Genomic DNA, 18,780 nt, shown 5'->3' with positions numbered 1-18,780 from the left:
ACTTTATCCCGCTTCCTCTGTATACACACTTCGCTTTTTTTCAAACAAGTCCTTTTTCTCAACAAAAAATAAGACTACTTCTTTTTCAGCTTCATATTGTTTACTAATGAAAGAAATTTGAAGGAGGTTATTGAATTGAAACGACTATTTCTCTGTATGGAACGTGAACTTATTGTTGTAAAAGAACGATATGGTAACTATGAAACCGCATATCACTTACAAAATATGCAACCTACTTGTATCGCAGTTGATCCATTCCAAAAGAATCGTGTATATTGCGGCACATTTGGACGAGGTTTATGGCTAAGTGACGATGACGGAGATTCGTGGAAACCAATTGGAGATTCATATCGTTACTTTGATTTCCCGAAAGAAGATGGGATTTTACACTCTTCGATCACTTCCATTACGATAAGCCCTAATGAACAAGTTAACGGATATGGCGTCGTTTATGTAGGAACAGAACCTAGTGCTTTATTCCGTTCAGAAAATGGTGGTGAAACGTGGACTGAACTTAAAAATATGAAATCATTATTATCTTCTTATACGTGGGCTTTTCCACCTAGACCTTTTACCCATCACGCACGCTGGATTACAGTTGATCCAAACAACTCAAATACAATCCATGTTTCAATTGAAGCTGGTGCTGTTATTCAAAGTAATGATAGAGGGCATACATGGATTGATAAAAAGTTCGGTGCTCCTATCGATGCGCATCAATTACTCATGCACCCTGAAGCTCCAAATCGCCTTTATGCATCATGTGGTGATGGATTTATGGGCGGACCTGATCGCGCATACCTTGAAAGTTATAACAGTGGAAACAGCTGGATTTCATGTAGTGACGGACTTGAGCATCATTATTTATACAGCATGGCTATCGATCCGGCTGATTGCGATACAATTCTCGTTTCTGCCGCACCGAGTGCTGATCTCGCTCACCACCGTATTCCTTATGAATCTTATATTTATCGTAAAACGAAAGAGACTCCGTTCCAGCAAGTACAGCAAGGTCTACCATCTGCAATCGGTACAGTCATTTCGATGTTTGCTACAAACCAAGCAGAACCACATACGTTTTACACTTTAAATAACAATGGCGTATTTCAATCCAATGATAGCGGTGAAACGTGGGAACAACTAAACATTCCGTGGAAAGATGAGTATAAAACGCAGCATCCGCATGCATTGCTCGTTACTAGTTCTTAACAAAAAGAGACTGCCTTCATTTAAGGCAGTCTCTCTATTTATTTCTTTAAATCAATGACAATATCATCTAACACTATATCTTTACTCTTCGCTTCTTTTTTCGGTACTTCTATTTTCTTCTCTTTCCCATTCACATACTCTACTCCACCATGATTTTCAGGTGTATGAACTCGCAAGTGCACGTGAGGTGTGACAATAAGCTTTGTAGCATTTTCGTTTAATTTTTGGAATGTAGCACTCCAACTACTTTTATGCGGTTCTGCTACTTTACTGCTTCCACCATTTCCTTTACCTGCATATTTATTTCCTATATCATCTTTTATTTCTAATTCCACATCAGCGCTATCCCATATACTTCTTAATGCCTTAGATTCTTCTTGATTGTAAAAAACGATAAAGGACATCGGGGTTACTTCCATTTTGTCTATATTTACTTTTATTAATTCATTTTCAGAAACCCCATTAACCTTTGTTTCCTTACTATCCATTGCTTTTAAACTAAGTGCGAAATTCCAGTTCCCCTTTATTACATTACCTTCATAATCCAACTCAATTGCTTCTATATCCCACCAAATATTTGCAACATCTAGCCTTTCATTATCGATACCACTCATAGTGGTCATACCTACATATTTTCCCTCTCCAACTTTTGTAACGTTCGAACTACCTCCCCCGCCATTAAAGCCCATAACTTGCGGACTTCCAAATAGGAACGGTTTCTCTCCTAAATCTTTGTCACTCTCAATAGAATATGTGATCGTAATTGTTCTACCATCGAACACAGCATCATTAATTGTAACCTTAACTCCATTACTCTCTTTCGTCATATTTAACTCTGTCGAAAACTCTTTATAATTTTCATACAACCCTGTTCTACCATTATCTAAAAATCGAAATATATCCCCTACTATTGGCAATCCCCCAGCATACGTCGGAAATCCAATACCAAGCGTTGCAACTGATAACCCTACTAAAATAGATGCAGCAGCGACACTCTTTTTCCAAGTTTTCATCTTTTTCTTCGTACGTATAGATTGTTTTAAGTTACGTTTTACTTTTTCTTTTTCAATTTCAGAAGTCTCAATCTCTTCAAGTTCTTTTTCATCTATTTCAATATCATTTAATAGCTCATAAACGTCTTTCATATTGCACTACCCCCAAAACTAATATTCGTAGCATTTTGTTGTAGTTTCTTTTTCCCTCGGTACACACGATTATCTATCGCTGCTCGAGTTAACCCTAATTTTCCTCCTATTTCCTCTGTCTTCATACCGAGAAGATATTTCATAATGAACACTTTTTGATCTAACGGTTCCAATTGATTAATAAGTTTCAATAATTCTTCCCTATCTTCCATAACGATTAATTCGTCTTCTGCTGATTTTTCCGTACTTATATGAAACTCATCTGAAACAATTTCTACTTTTTTAGTCGCTTTCCGATAATAATCAATTGCCTTAAATTTCGCAATTGCCGCAATCCATTTTTTAAAGTCACTCGGCTCTCCATGAAATTTATTTGCGTTATTCCAAACGGATAGGAAAATATCATTTATACATTCCTCTATGAGTCCTTCATTTTGAACTGGAAGAAGAACTTTGTGCGTTATCCCCTTTATGAGTGGTAAGTATGTATCAACAACAAATTCTAGCGCATCTTCCTTTTGCCGCTGTAATCTTTTTATATAATTTTTCTCATTTGATTTCATGTAGCGATTCCCCTTATTTTTTTGTAAAAGCTTTTACACCCTATATAACGTTTTGGAAATTTTTTTCTCTCATCTTTTTTTATTTTTTGTATGTAATGGGATACTTTTCCTTAGCCATTGTCTCATATAAATATAAGCTTGAAGAAAATTTTCTCAAGTCTGTAATTCAATTAGTGTAGTACACTATTTATGCAGACACTCTTTAACCTGGTGTACATTTCATTTAATTAATCTACTTTTATAATTTTAAATTAGGAGATGAGATATGTATGTGTGGAATTACAGGTTGGGTAGATTGGAAAAAGGATCTTTCAAATCAACATGTTATTTTAGAAAAGATGGCAAATAGTATTCAGCATCGTGGTCCTGATGCTGAAGGATTTTGGTTTTCTCCTCGTGCGGTCTTTGCACACCGACGTTTAATTGTTATTGACCCAGAAGGTGGGACGCAGCCGAAGACATTTCGTGCTGGTGATTATACGTATGCTCTTACTTATAATGGAGAAATTTATAATTTTCGTGAGCTGAGAGAACAGCTTCGAAAATGTGGTCATGCATTTGAAACGCATTCAGATACAGAAGTATTACTACATGCTTATTTAGAATGGAAAGAAGACTGCGTACAACATTTAAACGGAATTTTCGCTTTCGCCTTATGGGATGATCAGAAGCAACAACTGTTTTTAGCACGTGATCATTTAGGCGTAAAGCCACTCTTTTATACAGAAAGAAATGACAGTATTATTTTCGGATCTGAAATAAAAGCATTATTAGCTCATCCATCTGTTCCTGCTGAAATTGATGCGGACGGCATAAATGAAATATTTGGATTAGGATTATTTCGAACTCCAGGATGTGGCGTCTTTAAACATATTCAAGAAGTGCGTGCTGGACATTCTATAACGTTTACACGTGATAAAAAAGTAGTTCAGAAGTATTGGAATTTAGAAAGTAAGATTCATACAGACTCTACCGAAGATACATCTTCGCATATTTTATCTATTTTACAAGATACAGTGAAAAGACAATTAATTGCCGATGTTCCCCTCGTTTGTATGTTATCAGGCGGATTAGATTCTAGCGGTATTACTGCACTAGCTGGTAAAGAATTTGCAGAGGAACACAAAACACTTCACACATATTCAATCGACTTTTTAAATAGCTCGAAAGATTTCGAGCTGACATTTGCTCGAACTGGTCTAGATGCTCCTTGGGTAAAACGTGTTTCTGAACATGTAGGGACATCGCATCATGACATTATTGTGAATGCTCAAGAATTAGCAAATCATTTATTTGTTCCCCTTCACGCGAAAGATTTACCAAGTGCAGGCGAAATGGAAACTTCACTATATTTACTATTTTGCGAAATGAAAAAAGATGCAACCGTGGCTTTATCTGGGGAATCTGCTGATGAAGTATTCGGGGGGTATCCTTGGTTTCATCAAGAAGAACTATTATACGTGGATAAGTTTCCATGGTTAACAAACTGGAAAAGCACATCTTCTCTATTATTAGATGACGTAACGAAGCAATGTAATCCTGAGCATTACATTGCTAAACGATTCCACGAGGCTGTTCTTGAAGTACCTACTCTTGAAGGTGAAAGTAAAAAAGAAGCGAAGCAACGCCAAATGTTTTATTTATTTTTAACAAGATTCCTTCCCTTCTTACTCGACCGTAAAGACCGTATGAGTATGGCTGTAGGATTTGAAGTTCGTGTACCGTTTTGCGATTATAGATTAGTTGAATATTTATGGAACGTTCCTTTCAACATAAAAAGTATTGATAATATTGAAAAAGGTATTTTACGTAGAGCACTGAAACCTGCTTTACCTGATGATGTACGAAATAGAAGAAAAAGTGCTTATCCAACTTCACAAGACCCACACTACTTACAAACGATTCGTAATTTAACACTTGAAATGTGTAGCAATAAAAACAATCCCATTTTCTCACTTATTAATCATTCCATTTTACTTTCAATTGCTGATCAAAGTAACAAAGAGATTAACAATTTTGAAGCAAGAAGTGCTATGGAGTATATGCTACAAGTAAATGAATGGTTAAAAACGTATCATATTCATATTGCTTAACAAAAAAGAGTTCAAGGACAAAAACCCTTGAACTCTCTTTCATTTATTAATTGGCACATTGTCTATTTTCAGTATCGATGGACCATCCAATAATAGTGGCACAATCTCTACCTTTCCACTGAAGTACATTTGTTAATACAGGCTCAATCTGTAAACAAGATCCGTCGTGTAATATTTCTACTAAAGATTGATCATCATCAAACTTTAGTTTATCACACTCTAAAATACCATCCGTTGCCATTACAATGTGATTCTGACCTTTTTCTAATCCCCTTACCCCTGATGTAAAACAAGGTGTATTCGCTGCAAAAACATTTTTTCTTCCTATATACTCATAGTTCTTACGCTTATTTAGCCTACCTTTTCCATTTTTCGTTTGCTCTGAATGGAATAAATACGCGAAGCAATCACCAACTGATAGCCAATATAAGAACTCGCCTTTTCGTAAACAAATTAAACATGCAAGTTCCTCATCATCTTGGTCACATTTCTCGATAAAGAGCTCATCTGTAAATAACGCTAATAAATACATATGTGTATGATGAAAAGCTAAATGGATTGGGTATGAAAATAACTCTTTTAATTTTTCTTCTCTTTCTGAAATCGCTTCTATTATATGATGTATATTTTTCGTTTTATGATGTGTATCAAAAATCATAACAAATTCAAATTCTAATTTCGGATCCCACCAAGCTAGCACTGCATCTCCTCTTTCATATGCATCACTCTCTTGATTTCCTCCATATACGCCGACTGAAAGAGGACCACATTTTTCAACATGTATTTGATCTACATACATCTTTTCATGACTAATCCATTTAAATGTATTCACAGCTATCATCCTCTCTCTTGCTAAATGTATACCTTTACACATAGATTACCTTATATTTCAATAAAAATAAACTTTTTCAACATTTATTATGAAAATAACAGGATTTTAATTCTTACAAAACGAATATATCTTATAATACGATATAAAAAACAGGAGGATTTATTTTATGAAAGACATTAATCCACATTGGGAGACAATCTACTACCACTTGCGCTATGAATATGAAGACAATCTTTCTCATCAAGCAATTCGTATTTTACAAATCGTTTCTCGTGAGAAAGATATAACAATTGGAAAAGTCGCTTCTGAGCTTAGTCTCTCTCATAACACAGCGTCTGAACACGTAAAGCGCCTTATTCGAAAGGATTTCATCGTTAAAGAAAGAAATAAACAAGATGAAAGGGTCGTAAACCTTACATTAACAAAAAAAGGAATTGAAGTATTAGAAAAGCATACTTTACTAGATAAAGAAAAGATAAAAATATTAGAATCACAGTTATCAAAAGAAGAACAACAATTAATCGAAAAAGCCTTTTCGTTATTAGCGAAGGAGGCAAAATATGCATTTCCTCGTTAAGGTCATCGTTTCTGCACTTATTATCGGCGTTATTACTGAAGTCGCTAAACATTATAGTACGATAGGCGGCTTTATCGCTGCCCTTCCTCTTGTGAGTTTACTTAGTCTATTTTGGATTTCTTTCGAAGGTGGGAGTAAACAGGAGTTAAGTCAATTCGCTATGGGCGTATTATATGGATTTCCTGCATCTGCATTACTATTATTTATTGTTTATATCGGTTTAAAGAACTCCTTTTCACTTAGTACATCTATACTCTTTGGCATATGTGCCTGGTGTATCGTCTTTACTTGCCAAAAAGTATTTCAAGCTTAGGGGGAATTACTATTAATAGATCAGTAGAGATATTTGGACAAAATGTAGAAGTATATATGAGAGGTAGTAGTAAACACACTGTAGTCATTCAAACAGGAATGGGATGCTCATTTTATGATTGGCTTCCTATTATAGAAAAGCTTTCACAAAACTATACAGTCATTTCATATCATCGCCCAGGTTACGGAAAAAGTGAGCTAGGAAATACTCCACGTACAGCAAGGCAAGTTACAAAGGAACTACATATGTTACTAAACAAACTAGATATTCACGAGCCCATCATTCTAATCGGCCATTCCTATGGAGGGTTATGTGCACAACATTTTGCAATGTTACATGCAGAGCAACTACAAGCACTTCTTTTAGTTGATTCTACTTCCATGAACTTACACCGATTAGATGAACTTCATTTACCGATTTCTGACCAAACTGATTCTGATGATATTTGGCTTCAAAAATATAATACGTACTCCAAAATGGATGTAGACACACTTTATAATGAACTAAAACCTATGCTTGTCGATCAACCTAGACAGCAAATTGAATTTTCTACCTCTCCTTCATTATATAAAGCGACAGTCTCTGAACTATCCGGGTGGAAAAATTGCGCTCGCTCAATAAAAGAGCTAGATAAAACATTAGAAACACCATTAATCGTTATCAGTAGAGATCCTCATTATTCTATTACTCAAATGATTGAGGGCGGTATGCCAAAAGAGGAAGCAACACAACTTGAAGCAATGTGGCAAGAACTGATTCGTGAACAATTACATATTTCAATAAACAGCCAATATATTCTTGCCGAACATGCTGGTCACGGAATAGAAAATGATCGACCAGATATTATCATTGAAGCTATTCACTCATTACACACAAAAAAAGGAAGCAACTAAAGCTGCTTCCTTACTTATCTATTCATAATCTTCTTCATCATCAACTTCTTCATAATACGAACTCCCATTGCTTACATATATAGGACCATTCGCAACATCAATACGTAGTACCCATGCCCATGGCACAGCTAAACGTTTATGTATTGCTCTCCAAAAATTCATTGATTTTCTTTCGTACTCCTGGAACTCCTGAAGTAACTCTTTATAGGAGGAACCGTCTAACTGAATATTTGCTTCTAATAAACGAGAATGGGCATAGTACTGTAACTCTAGTTCAGCAGCAATCTCCATTTCTTCTTCCGTTGCCATACCTATAATTGCTCCATCTGCTGGTGCGATTTCATATACGTTGTGAACTTCAATAAGCCCTTCTTTCTCTTTCTCAAACATGTAAACAGCCTCCTTTAACCAATATTTTTTATGTTACAAAGTCATAATTCTACAATACCTTCTCTCTTTCCTCTTTTTTTGATGAACTTTTACAAAATATTTCTCACGCTATTTGAGGACAGTGAGACTCCCACCTCAAACTTCAGCGAATACGAGGAAGTTAGGTGGGAGTCGAGCTGCCCGTAAAAGCCCGATTGGTGAAGGCTAATAATCAGCGGGGGATGAGCCTCCCCAGTTTCACTTTATCCGATGACCAATATTCTCTATTCTTTCAGCAGAAACTAGCCTATCACTGTTAAAAGTTAATTTGTACACATCGGGCATATGAAGTGTTTTCCAAAACTGAAAATCATATTTCGAATCAAAATAATTCATTAGTAATACCATAATATTCCCATGAGTGCCTATTACAATATTCTTCCCTTTATATTTTCCCAATATATTTTGCATACATAATACAGCACGCCTTTGCGCTACATCATTTGATTCCCCGCCTTCGTATGCAAAAGCCCAGTCTTCCCATACATTCTGCATAGCAGCATTAAAATCTGCTACTGGTTCTTTACTTAATAACCTTTCTCGTAAATCTTCTTCTATTTGTATCGATACATTATATGTATTCGCAATTCCTTGCACAGTTTGAATCGCTCTTTTATAAGGACTTGAAATCACAACATCAACATATTCATCTTTCAATAAATGCGTTACATTCTCTGCATCAAAGTACCCCTTTTCAGATAAAGGCCGTTCCCTTTCTTCTTTTGTATATGTAGAGTGGGCATGGCGAACGAAATATATTGTAGTCATTATTCAGCTCCCTTTCTTATTTTCAATCTATATTCAATGAAGTAATTCGGAAATCCTGTATCATTTATAGAAAAGAGCACTTTTTAAAAAGCGCTCTTTTGTTTACATAATAAAATTATTTCATTATAATTTCTTCCTGAATTCCTCACTTGCTAAAATATCTCGAATAAAATAATCTATGTTATTTCTAAGTTTTTGATGTGCAATTTGATCATCTATATCGTTAAACATGATTACAACTTCCACCTTATTGCCCTTCTTATCCGTAGTATACAAACTTTTTGTCAATACGAATGCAGTAGAACCACCTTTTTGACCAGCATATTCAAATCTACTATTTTCAACTGTTCCTTTAAAAACATTCTCAATTTCATCTTGCATTGATTTTGGAAAATAATTTCTACCATTTATCTTTTCCATTAAAATCATATAATCTTTAGCATTTGCACTCACTAATCGATCTGACCAAATTTTCTGGAATTCCATATCTATTTTTAATGGGATATCCCGCTTTTTCCATTCTTCTTCGTCTTTCATCCATCCATGTATTTGTAACACATGTTTATTGTATTCATCGTTTGACATGTTACGGATCATTTCTAACGATTGTTCTTTTTCCTTACGGAGCTCTTTTTCTACATATCCTCTCATATAAAGTGAAGCTGTATATGAAGAGAACTTGTCATGACTAATAAGCTCTAACTCTTTTATACTTTCATTTACTCTCTCTATACCAAGCTTCTCTAACAAATATGTTGTATTTGCATTAGAACTATAGTGAATCATCCCTTTAGCGACTTCTTCTAAAGAGATTTGTCCATTTTTCACTAGTTCTCTAGCTTTGGCATCCTCTAACCATGCAGGATGCGCTCCACCATCAGTGTTTTTAACGTAGTATTTTTCTAACTTATGCAATGGAATTTGTTCATCTCGATTTACCTTTCCTTCTGACACTTGTTTAGCAAATTCCACTGCTATTACGATTTTTGCCATACTCGCCAATGGCAATTTTTTATTTTCATTTATCGATGTTAATACTTCGCCATTTCTTCTAATAAGTAATGAGTATGTTTCGTCATTTTTATGTTCTTTTATGTAATTTAAAACATACTTTGGATCTTCTTTTGATAAATAATATTTCATAATTACAAAGAAAGCTACAATGCCTACTATAATAACTCCCACAATAATCCCTATAACCTTTAATATATTCACAATATGCCCCCTCTAACAAATTCCCTTCTATATAATCATTATACCGAGTACAATTACAAAATTATACAAAATAGAATAACTCTTCCTTATACTTGAAAGAGTTATTCTATATCGTATAGGAAAATTCGTGAATCTGCTCATCATTCACATAACAAAAAAACATGCTTTCATTACGAGAGCATGTTTTGTGATTTTTTTCACATTGTTTAGTTAAAAAATAAACCTTTTACTTACCATGATGTAACATTAAATCACTAAGTTCTTCTTCAATGTGATTTAATTTCGCAACGCCTTCTTTCCATTTATGAATATAACGTGAAACCCCAACGAAAAATAAAACAATAATTGTGGAAAGAATAATACCATACACGATAGCTACAGTACTCATAGTTACACTTCCTTGTAATTAGTTATGTTTTTATTATAAACCTTTTTCTTTTAAAATACTTCGATTTCAACTTTTTGTAACAAAATTGAGTTTTCTAATATTTCATTTTGCAGTGTCATGAACTGTCTCTGAAATATCAGCAAGTAACACTTTCGCCCCTATCATGAGCAATTCCAGCCCCGTTCCCTATCGTAGCTCCCGTAGCAAAAGCGACCTTTTCATCTAATTTCCCCATTTCATAACCCCCTTATGATTGATAGAAAACCTTAATATTTCCATCATACCAAATACCTCCTTATGAATTGGCGATAGCTCAATTTGTTAAAAAACGTTCAAAAAAGGAAAATTTTTCACAAAATATACAAAACTTCACCCTATGTACTATTACCATATGGGTTATATTATTTAATAGTATAAAGGGGATGATACAATATGACGACTTGGTTTATTGTACTGTTAGTTGTATTTGGAGCATTTAAAATTATCGTTTCTAGCCTTCCAAACTCTGTTATTGAATCCATTATTAGCCGATATGAAACACATCCACAGCTCGAGGAAGAGAACGTTACAATAACGTTTAATGGAAATGATTTAAAAGGCGAAGACAAAAAACAAATTATTCATGATTTTAACGAAGGTTTATTTTTAGATCGCTATTATGCACCACCGCATAATGAGGGCACTCCTATAATTATCAATGCAAAACGTGGCAAAAAAGATTTCATATTTTATATTTATAGTCATGAAGAGCATGTCGATGTTGTAAAACAACATAAAAAGAAAGTAGTTGCTTATAGTTTACGCTCTAAAAACCTACAAAATAGTGATATGTTCGTGTCAGCTGATTTAGCTTAATGCTCATATATTAGAAAAAGGAATCCATGGCCATATGGATTCCTTCTTTCCTATTTACTGAAAAATAAGCTCTGTCTTCAAACTATCTTTCGGTAACAACCATCCTTTTTTCTCTATACTCGCCATTAACAATTCTCTTTGTTTTCTCGCAATACTTTCCTCATTTGTTTTAAAGGACACTTCTATTACGAAGTCTTCTTCTATTTTCCCTGTGTTACTTAGTGGCCAAATTTCAATATTTGTTTTTATATTTTCAAATTCACCTGTATACCGTTTCATTAATACCGGACCGTAAATATGAGAACCCTTGAGCATCTCTTCTCCCCAATTCGTATACAACCATTTGTTCATTTTACCTGGTAACTTTTCTATTAACATGTTTTGAGCAGCTTGTTCATCTGGTAAATCAAGTATCCCATATCCTTTAGCACTGTAACTTTTCTTATTTGAAACACTTAATGTTTTCTTCTGAAATCCCCAATCTATTTCCGCATCATAACTACCAGCTTCACTATCAAACCCATCCTTTTTAGCTACTTCTAGTGCATCTTGAATTACACCATTTGAAATAGGATATCTTTTTTTATATGTTAGCTCAAAATCTTTACTGAATTCTTTCTTTCGAATTCTTGCAAACCAACCTTCATTACTTAAATTTTTATTTGCCGTGTCTAAAAATTGCACTTGTATTCTTTCATAATTTGTACCTGCTTGAAAATGTTCTAGCACCTCTTGCTTCATCTCTTTGTTATAACCTAATACTTGTTCTGGCTTTAATAATAACTTCACTTCAAAACTAGGTTTCATTGGACTAGCAGCAAACCCTTCCTTAACGTTATAAAGGAAACAACAAAAGAAAATGCTTACGAATACAAATACCTTTTTCATATACCTATCCCCTTTACATTTTAAATTACTTCTATACGTTCCGTAGTAAGTGAATAGACATTTTCATATCCTGCTGCACTAAGCTTTCTCTGTAATCGATCCGTATCCTCTTTAAGTGCATGCACTAACACCGTATGTTCTGGTAATAATATATTTAACATCGCCTTAACGTCACTTATACTTTGATGAACCTTATATGGAACTCGCTCTACCCTACATTCTCTACTTACACATTCTTTCATCACCTTTTCTGCGAAACTCCCTTTCGCAATATGTCCAGTAAAGATAATGGAATTTCGTTCTTCATGCCGAAGTTGTTCATAATATAACTGCGCTCGTTTCGTTTGCATATTCGCATCACTCATTACAACTATTCCGTAACTATTTTGCATACTAATGTCATTATCCATAACTATTATGTTTCTTTTTAAACTCTCCAGAACCCGTTCAAGTTCTTCATTATTTTTTATCCAATCTTTATATGCGAACATCTCTTCAAATCCAGCCAAAATTTCTTTATCTACTATAATTGGCAGTTCTTTATATTTTTCATATAAAGAAAATACTATATCTTGCGCCCTACCAAGTGGAGGTAGCGGTAGTAATGCTATTCCTTTATTGTGCGCAACTCGTTCAATTTCTGCACATAATTCATCCACTCGTTCATTTTGCGAAACATCATCAGTGTGATAAGCCGCATCTACAATTGCAATTTTTATATCGCTTCGCAAATTTTCAGGTAAATTAGCTCGTAGTATATTAGATTCTGCTGAATAATCACCAGAATAAAATACGTATGTATTACACATATCCACTAAAAACCAAACAGCTCCTAATACATGCCCACTATACCCCCATTGAAACCGCAACGTTGGTGTAATCTGCATCCATTCATTTGGATTACTAATCTCATCAATACATACATAATTTAAATCTTTAATATTTTGGTCGTTATAAGGTAAATTCCACCCTTGCGTCAGATTGTAGTTTCTCCATTTTTCAAAATAAGCTGGCAGTTTCTCCTTCGTATAACGAGTCGTCCAAATTTTTTTCTTATATCCATACTTCGCTAATAAAGGTAAACCCATCGTATGATCTTCATGAATATGCGATAAAAATACCGCCTCTAAAAATGGAACAACCTCTCTCTCTATTTTTGGATAACTATCCGCATATGATCGATTAATACCACAATCAAATACTATTTTTGTCTCTTTATTTTTTATAAAATAACAAGAGCGGCCGTATTCGCCTGCTCCTCCCCATACTTCAACCCTCATCATGCTACCCCTTTTCGTTTTTGCTCCATATGTTGCAGAAGTAATAAGCACATTGTTGTAAGCCCAACAGAAACAACAGCCATTGCCATTCCTATAGATACTTCTCCTTGTTCAAATTGAGCAAAAATAAACGTTGCTGACGTTTCTACTGATGGAGGTAGTACGAGAAGCGATGCTACTAACTCTCGTATCGAAATCGTAAATGTCATCGCCCATCCAGCAAGAACGCCCGGAATAATAAGAGGAAAAATTATTTTTCTAAAAATATATATATAATTTCCAGAAAAAACACTTCCTGCCTGCACAAGAGAATCATCAATTTGTCCAAGCGATGCTTTTACATACTGCACTGTATACGGTAAAAAAAGGACAACATACGTTACGATAACCATTACAGGCGTATTGTAAATTACCAAAGGCATATATGGTGAATTCCAAAATAAAATGAGCCCTACAACCATAACAATCCCCGGAACCATATTCGGTAACATACCGCACATATCAAGCCATTTTTCCGAGGACTTTTTCCCCTTTCGAATCATAAGTGCCAAAAAGACTCCAATAATTACAGCTACAATCGCTGTTACGAGTGAAAAAAGAAAACTGTTCCATAAAGCTTCTAATCCTGGAGAACCCATTGTAAACAATGCTTCATAATGGCTCGTTGTAAAGTTATTTAAATGTAAGCCATCACCTCTTAATTTCGACAATGAAGCGATCAGTATAGAAAAGTATGGAATGCCAATTGCTACTATTAGTAAACCAATTACATAAATCCATGCTATAAAACGTGTAACTATAGACAAAGTATACCTTTTAGATTTCACACCTTTTCCACTCACCATTGCATACGAGTACTTTCGGTTCAATACATTTTGCATATACCAAATGAGCATACATGCACTAAGTAACAAAGAGGATAATGCTGTTGCACTACTAAAATCAATTGGCCAACTCGAAATAAATTTATGAATTTCTGATGTTAACACGTGGAATCCTATTCTACGTCCGAATGTAGCTGGTGTTCCAAATTCAGCAATCGTCTTTACGAAAATGAGTAAAGCTCCCATTACATAACTTGATACCAATAACGGCAATATTATTTTTCTTAAACGGTAGAGGAAGCTTCCGCCATGAACTGCTGCAGCCTCTTCTTTACTACTTCCAATTTGAAGTAACGTGTTTTTTAACATGAAATAAAGAAATGGAAATAAATGCAGACTCATAATTAAAACCATACCGCCTAAACTAAAAAACGATGATGAAATCGGCTTTAAAGCCGGAAAAAATTGTTCAAAATAGCCGTTAGGTTGCATGAACAAAATCCATCCCATCGATCCGATATAGGGCGGGGTCATAAATGGAATCATAAAAACAATATCTAACTTACTATACTTTCCTACATCTGTTTTGCTCATAATGAACGCCAATGGAAATGCAAATATGGTAGCTCCTATTACAACGAGTACACCTAGCAGCATCGAATTTAGAAAAATCCCAGCTAATCCACCACTCTGCATGACTTCAAAAGGCTTTAAAAAATTCCAACCGCTATTTTCATATACACTAGAAAATAAAATGAGACAAAGCGGAATGACGATTAACATCGCCACAAGTAACAACGCTACCGTCATTCCAACTTGTCTTACTGATACGAATCGATTTACCATGTAATCACCATCTTATTGAAATACTTTCTTAAATTGTTTTCCTATTTCATCTTGTTCTTTCTCAACTGTTTTCCAATCAATATTTAATACTGGAATCTCTTCTACATTTGGTCTATTTTCAGCTTTTATATCTGTTCTACCTGGCAATAAATACGCTTTAGAAACTTGTTTTTGCACATCATCTGATAATAAATATTCAATAAACTCTTTTGCACCTTCTACATTTTTACTATCCTTCATAATGCCTGCCGCACGTGGACTAATGACTGTTCCGCTTTTTGGATATACGATATCAACCGGTTCACCCTTTGCTTTTGCACTGTACGTCATATAATCAACGCCAGCAAGTACCATATCTTTCGCACCTGTTACTACTGGATCTAAAGCTTCTTGGTTTGCTCCCGCTACTGTAACTTCATTTTTCTTAAGTTGTTCAAATAAATTCCATCCATCTTGTCCATTCTTTTTCACATATCCTGTTACAAAGTCTAAAGCTGAACCTGAAAGTGCTGGATCTGGAAGATTCACTTTCCCTTTCCATTCTCCTTTCGTTATATCGCTCCAATCTTCAGGCGCTGTCTTCACGTTTTTTGTATTGTACACAATTCCTAATGCTGAAGCGCTATATCCGAAATAATGTCCTTTATCATCCGACCATTCAGAACGAAGCTTATCAGCTTGTTTTGCTTCTTTATAAGCTAACGTTTTACCATCGTTCTTTAATCCTTCCATCGCTGGTAATGAAGCGAGTACGACAACGTCAACGACTGGATTTTTCTTTTCAGCTTCCATTCTTGCTAAAATCTTACCTGTTGTTCCTTGAAACATTTCCACTTTTATACCGGTTTTCTTTTCAAAATCCTTTTGAATTTTTTCTGCTAATCCTTTTGGTCCTGCACTATATACAACAATTTTCTTTTCATTAGCGTTTTTATTTTTTGCATCTGCACTGCCTGTCTTTGAGCTACAACCTGTTACTACAGCAGAAAACAGTAAAGTACATACAAATAAAGACTTAAGCGAACTGAATTTCTTCATACGATTCTCCCCCTATATGATGAATACATTTTTTTGGTACATATAACGATACCGGTTTACCAACGCTTAGCTTACTATTGTGATAAGCTGTCCATACACCTAAGGCACCCATGTTTACTTTCACTTCATAACGTTCTCCTACATATGTAATGTGCTGAATTTCACCTGTATACATGTCGCACACGTCATTTTTTGTCCAGCTCACGTGCTCTGGACGAATCATTTGTTTATTCTCTACAAGCCAATTTGCTTTGCCAACAAACTTTGCAACAAATTCATGAGACGGTTTCACATAAATGTCTTCTGGTGTTCCTTTTTGTAATACTTCACCCTGTTTCATGACAATAATTTGGTCTGACATTGACATAGCTTCTGTTTGATCATGTGTTACATACAATGCCGTTAAACCAATTGAATGAACGATGTCCATAAGTTCTAATCGCATTTCTTCTCGCAAAATTGCATCAAGTGCACTTAACGGTTCATCGAACAAAATAAAATGAGGTTTTGTTACAATTGCTCTAGCAAATGCGACACGTTGCTGCTGTCCACCTGAGAGTTCATGCGGATACCTTTTCTCCATACCTTGCAAACGAACTCGCTTTATCGCATCTTCTACCTTTTCTCTTAATTGATTCGTTTGCTTTGTAGCCCTTAAACCAAATGCAACATTTTCAAATACAGTCATATGCGGCCATAAAGCAAAATCTTGAAATACCATACCGATATTCCGTTCATGAGGAGATGTTTTTATTTTTTTTGTCGAAGAATACATGCACTTATCTCCAAAATATATTTCACCTTTATCTGGTTCTTCAAGCCCTGCAATCATTCTAAGTAAAGTCGTTTTCCCGCATCCTGAAGGTCCTAAAAGTGTAGTGAATTGTCCTTTTTTCATTACAATCTGTAACGGCTTTAACGCCTGCGTTTTTCCAAATGCCTTTTCTAATCCATGAATTTTAATATCCATCGTTTCACCTCTCTCCCCTCATTCTTAACCTGCTTTCATTCTATCTGGAAGATTTATACTGAATGTTAATGTACTGTAAAGATTAAATTAAAAAATCTCTAATAAACTATTTATTTCTATAGATTTTTTCTATAGTTAGAAGAAAAAGGGGCCCACTTATCATGAATCTCTTAAAATTAGAAGTTGTAGTGCTTATTAAGAAATACAAAAAACTTACGATTGTTGCAGAAAAACTTGGCGTTAAACAACCTACTATTACCTTTCATATAAAAAGCTTAGAAGAAGAACTCGGTGTGTCTTTATTTGAATTACGTTCTGGAAGATATTTTTTAACAGAGGCCGGCGAGGCATTGCATCATTATACTTGCAAAATAGATGCACTTATGAAAGAAGCTAGACGGGTCACACAAGAGTTTAAAGATTTTAATAAAGGCGCTATAACAATTGGTGCTAGTTATGTACCAGCGACTTATCTTTTGCCAGAAGTTGTTCACCAATTTCAATGCGAATTTCCCAATGTAAAAATAACACTCATGGTAAAAACAGCTCCTGAAATTCGAACGATGCTACAAAATCATGAAATTGATCTCGGGATAATTTCTGCTGCACCATTTGATGAACCACTTTTAAAACAAACGAATATAATACCTGATACACTTGTTCTTGCTTTCTCCAAAGAACATCATTTTTCAAAAAAAGAAAATGTATCATTACAAGATATCGAGAAGGAGCGTATACTATTGCATCGTAACCCATCTACAACGAGAGATTTACTTACACAATGGACGTTAGAACATAACATTACATTCCAGTCTGAAATTGAATTAGATTCATTAGAAACGATGAAACAAATTTTAAAATATGGTAATGGTGTCGCCTTTATTTCTAAACTTGCTATTGAACAAGAAGTACAGCGAAATGAGCTATGCTATATACCGATCCCTGATTTTGAATTTCAGCGTAATATTTATACCATTCATCATGAGGACAGGTGGAATTCTAAAATAATTTCTTTTTTACTACATAGCATTACTTCTTTTGCAGAAAAAAATTAAAAGGCTGTCGTTATACACGACAGCCTTTTAAACTATAACTCTATTTATTTTTCTTTTCCTCAATTTTTGCTTGTGCCTCTTCAGCCTTATCTAATGCTTCTGAAACTTTTTTCTCTTTTTCTTTCACTTCATCTATACTATCGACAACTTTAATAAGTTTATCGATTCCTTCTTCTTCTACCTTTCTATGCTTTGCCACTCTTTCATTTACTTTCTCTTCCACATCTTTTGCTTTTTGAAGCATATTTTCTGCATTTGATGTCACAGCTTTTTCAAGTGCATCGTCTTTTTTCTTTTGCAACACTTCATTTGCAATGTCTTTCGTTTCTAAATACTTACCGTCTTTTAATGCTGTCGCACCGTGATCCAATAACTGAGCGACTTCTTTATATGCCTTCGCTTCATTTCCTGATTTCTCTTTTTCCGCTTTTTCAAACCACATAATCGCATCACTATATTTTTCATTTTTCAATGATTGCATACCTGTTTCAATATACGTATCATAATTGCTACATCCAGTCATTACGACTAACAGAAAAAGCATAACAAAACTTAATTTTTTCATGATGTTTTCTCCTTTTCTTTGCCTGCTCACTTTA

General features: G+C 34.7%; 20 protein-coding genes. 7 read left to right on the top strand and 13 right to left on the bottom strand.

From position 1 onward, the window contains the following. Positions 1-135 precede the first annotated feature (135 nt). Positions 136-1,209 (top strand): WD40/YVTN/BNR-like repeat-containing protein, encoded by a 1,074-nt coding sequence (locus FT637_RS09445; RefSeq protein WP_193646022.1) that lies wholly within the window; start codon positions 136-138, stop codon positions 1,207-1,209. Positions 1,210-1,247: 38 nt separating this feature from the next. Here the strand turns inward: FT637_RS09445 and FT637_RS09440 are convergent, their stop codons facing one another. Beyond that, positions 1,248-2,354, bottom strand: a complete 1,107-nt coding sequence (locus FT637_RS09440; RefSeq protein ID WP_193646021.1) for a DUF4179 domain-containing protein — start codon at positions 2,352-2,354, stop codon at positions 1,248-1,250. Next, positions 2,351-2,917: a sigma-70 family RNA polymerase sigma factor gene (locus FT637_RS09435; RefSeq protein ID WP_193646020.1), complete on the bottom strand. Its 567-nt coding sequence runs from the start codon at positions 2,915-2,917 to the stop codon at positions 2,351-2,353. Before FT637_RS09435 ends, FT637_RS09440 begins: the two co-directional genes overlap by 4 nt. Positions 2,918-3,186: 269 nt before the next feature. On the opposite strand from FT637_RS09435, the gene asnB reads away from it, so the two are divergent. After that, on the top strand, positions 3,187-5,010 hold the full coding sequence (asnB, locus tag FT637_RS09430) for an asparagine synthase (glutamine-hydrolyzing) (protein ID WP_193646019.1): 1,824 nt from the start codon (positions 3,187-3,189) through the stop codon (positions 5,008-5,010). Positions 5,011-5,056: 46 nt separating this feature from the next. On the opposite strand, the gene FT637_RS09425 is transcribed toward asnB, so the two are convergent. Next, positions 5,057-5,884, bottom strand: coding sequence for a protein phosphatase 2C domain-containing protein (locus FT637_RS09425; RefSeq protein ID WP_193646018.1), 828 nt, complete (start codon positions 5,882-5,884; stop codon positions 5,057-5,059). A gap of 124 nt (positions 5,885-6,008) precedes the next feature. On the opposite strand from FT637_RS09425, the gene FT637_RS09420 reads away from it, so the two are divergent. Genes FT637_RS09420 through FT637_RS09410 form a run of 3 tightly spaced genes read left to right on the top strand, consistent with a single transcriptional unit; the run spans position 6,009 to position 7,625 of the window. Further along, entirely contained in the window at positions 6,009-6,419 is a 411-nt protein-coding gene (locus tag FT637_RS09420; protein WP_193646017.1) for a MarR family winged helix-turn-helix transcriptional regulator, read from the top strand. Then, entirely contained in the window at positions 6,403-6,732 is a 330-nt protein-coding gene (locus FT637_RS09415) for a DUF3147 family protein (protein ID WP_193646016.1), read from the top strand. The genes FT637_RS09420 and FT637_RS09415 overlap by 17 nt, the downstream gene beginning before the upstream one ends. Continuing rightward, a complete protein-coding gene (locus tag FT637_RS09410) occupies positions 6,684-7,625 on the top strand; it encodes an alpha/beta fold hydrolase (protein ID WP_193646015.1) in 942 nt (313 codons plus the stop codon). The genes FT637_RS09415 and FT637_RS09410 overlap by 49 nt, the downstream gene beginning before the upstream one ends. Before the next feature lie 18 nt (positions 7,626-7,643). Here the strand turns inward: FT637_RS09410 and FT637_RS09405 are convergent, their stop codons facing one another. The 4 genes from FT637_RS09405 to FT637_RS09390 form a co-directional block, all read right to left on the bottom strand. Next, a complete protein-coding gene (locus FT637_RS09405; RefSeq protein ID WP_000461762.1) occupies positions 7,644-8,015 on the bottom strand; it encodes a hypothetical protein in 372 nt (123 codons plus the stop codon). Between the two features lie 237 nt (positions 8,016-8,252). Then, positions 8,253-8,822, bottom strand: coding sequence for a histidine phosphatase family protein (locus tag FT637_RS09400; RefSeq protein ID WP_193646014.1), 570 nt, complete (start codon positions 8,820-8,822; stop codon positions 8,253-8,255). Positions 8,823-8,945: 123 nt separating this feature from the next. Beyond that, entirely contained in the window at positions 8,946-10,037 is a 1,092-nt protein-coding gene (locus tag FT637_RS09395; RefSeq protein WP_193646013.1) for a serine hydrolase, read from the bottom strand. A gap of 226 nt (positions 10,038-10,263) precedes the next feature. Continuing rightward, a complete protein-coding gene (locus tag FT637_RS09390; protein WP_000108701.1) occupies positions 10,264-10,425 on the bottom strand; it encodes a hypothetical protein in 162 nt (53 codons plus the stop codon). Positions 10,426-10,857: 432 nt separating this feature from the next. Here FT637_RS09390 and FT637_RS09385 point away from each other — a divergent pair, with 432 nt between their 5' ends. Then, entirely contained in the window at positions 10,858-11,280 is a 423-nt protein-coding gene (locus FT637_RS09385) for a YfmQ family protein (RefSeq protein ID WP_193646012.1), read from the top strand. A gap of 54 nt (positions 11,281-11,334) precedes the next feature. On the opposite strand, the gene FT637_RS09380 is transcribed toward FT637_RS09385, so the two are convergent. Genes FT637_RS09380 through FT637_RS09360 form a run of 5 tightly spaced genes read right to left on the bottom strand, consistent with a single transcriptional unit; the run spans position 11,335 to position 17,126 of the window. Further along, positions 11,335-12,168, bottom strand: coding sequence for a hypothetical protein (locus tag FT637_RS09380; RefSeq protein WP_193646011.1), 834 nt, complete (start codon positions 12,166-12,168; stop codon positions 11,335-11,337). 20 nt (positions 12,169-12,188) lie between these two features. Continuing rightward, positions 12,189-13,451, bottom strand: a complete 1,263-nt coding sequence (locus FT637_RS09375; protein ID WP_193646010.1) for an MBL fold metallo-hydrolase — start codon at positions 13,449-13,451, stop codon at positions 12,189-12,191. Continuing rightward, complete coding sequence (locus tag FT637_RS09370) at positions 13,448-15,118, bottom strand: ABC transporter permease (protein ID WP_193646009.1); 1,671 nt, start codon at positions 15,116-15,118, stop codon at positions 13,448-13,450. The genes FT637_RS09375 and FT637_RS09370 overlap by 4 nt, the downstream gene beginning before the upstream one ends. A gap of 12 nt (positions 15,119-15,130) precedes the next feature. After that, positions 15,131-16,156, bottom strand: a complete 1,026-nt coding sequence (locus FT637_RS09365; protein WP_193646008.1) for an ABC transporter substrate-binding protein — start codon at positions 16,154-16,156, stop codon at positions 15,131-15,133. Further along, entirely contained in the window at positions 16,134-17,126 is a 993-nt protein-coding gene (locus tag FT637_RS09360) for an ABC transporter ATP-binding protein (protein ID WP_193646007.1), read from the bottom strand. The genes FT637_RS09365 and FT637_RS09360 overlap by 23 nt, the downstream gene beginning before the upstream one ends. 161 nt (positions 17,127-17,287) lie before the next feature. On the opposite strand from FT637_RS09360, the gene FT637_RS09355 reads away from it, so the two are divergent. Next, on the top strand, positions 17,288-18,181 hold the full coding sequence (locus tag FT637_RS09355) for a LysR substrate-binding domain-containing protein (protein ID WP_193646006.1): 894 nt from the start codon (positions 17,288-17,290) through the stop codon (positions 18,179-18,181). Between the two features lie 40 nt (positions 18,182-18,221). Here FT637_RS09355 and FT637_RS09350 read toward each other — a convergent pair whose 3' ends face one another. Next, positions 18,222-18,746: a hypothetical protein gene (locus FT637_RS09350; RefSeq protein ID WP_193646005.1), complete on the bottom strand. Its 525-nt coding sequence runs from the start codon at positions 18,744-18,746 to the stop codon at positions 18,222-18,224. Positions 18,747-18,780: the final 34 nt, after the last annotated feature.

Origin of the sequence: Bacillus cereus (genome assembly GCF_015071065.1) — a bacterium.
In the GTDB taxonomy this organism is placed as follows: Bacteria; Bacillota; Bacilli; order Bacillales; family Bacillaceae_G; genus Bacillus_A; species Bacillus_A cereus_BA.
The sequence above is the reverse complement of the archived record's forward strand: the minus strand, read 5'-3'. Positions and strand labels throughout refer to the sequence as shown.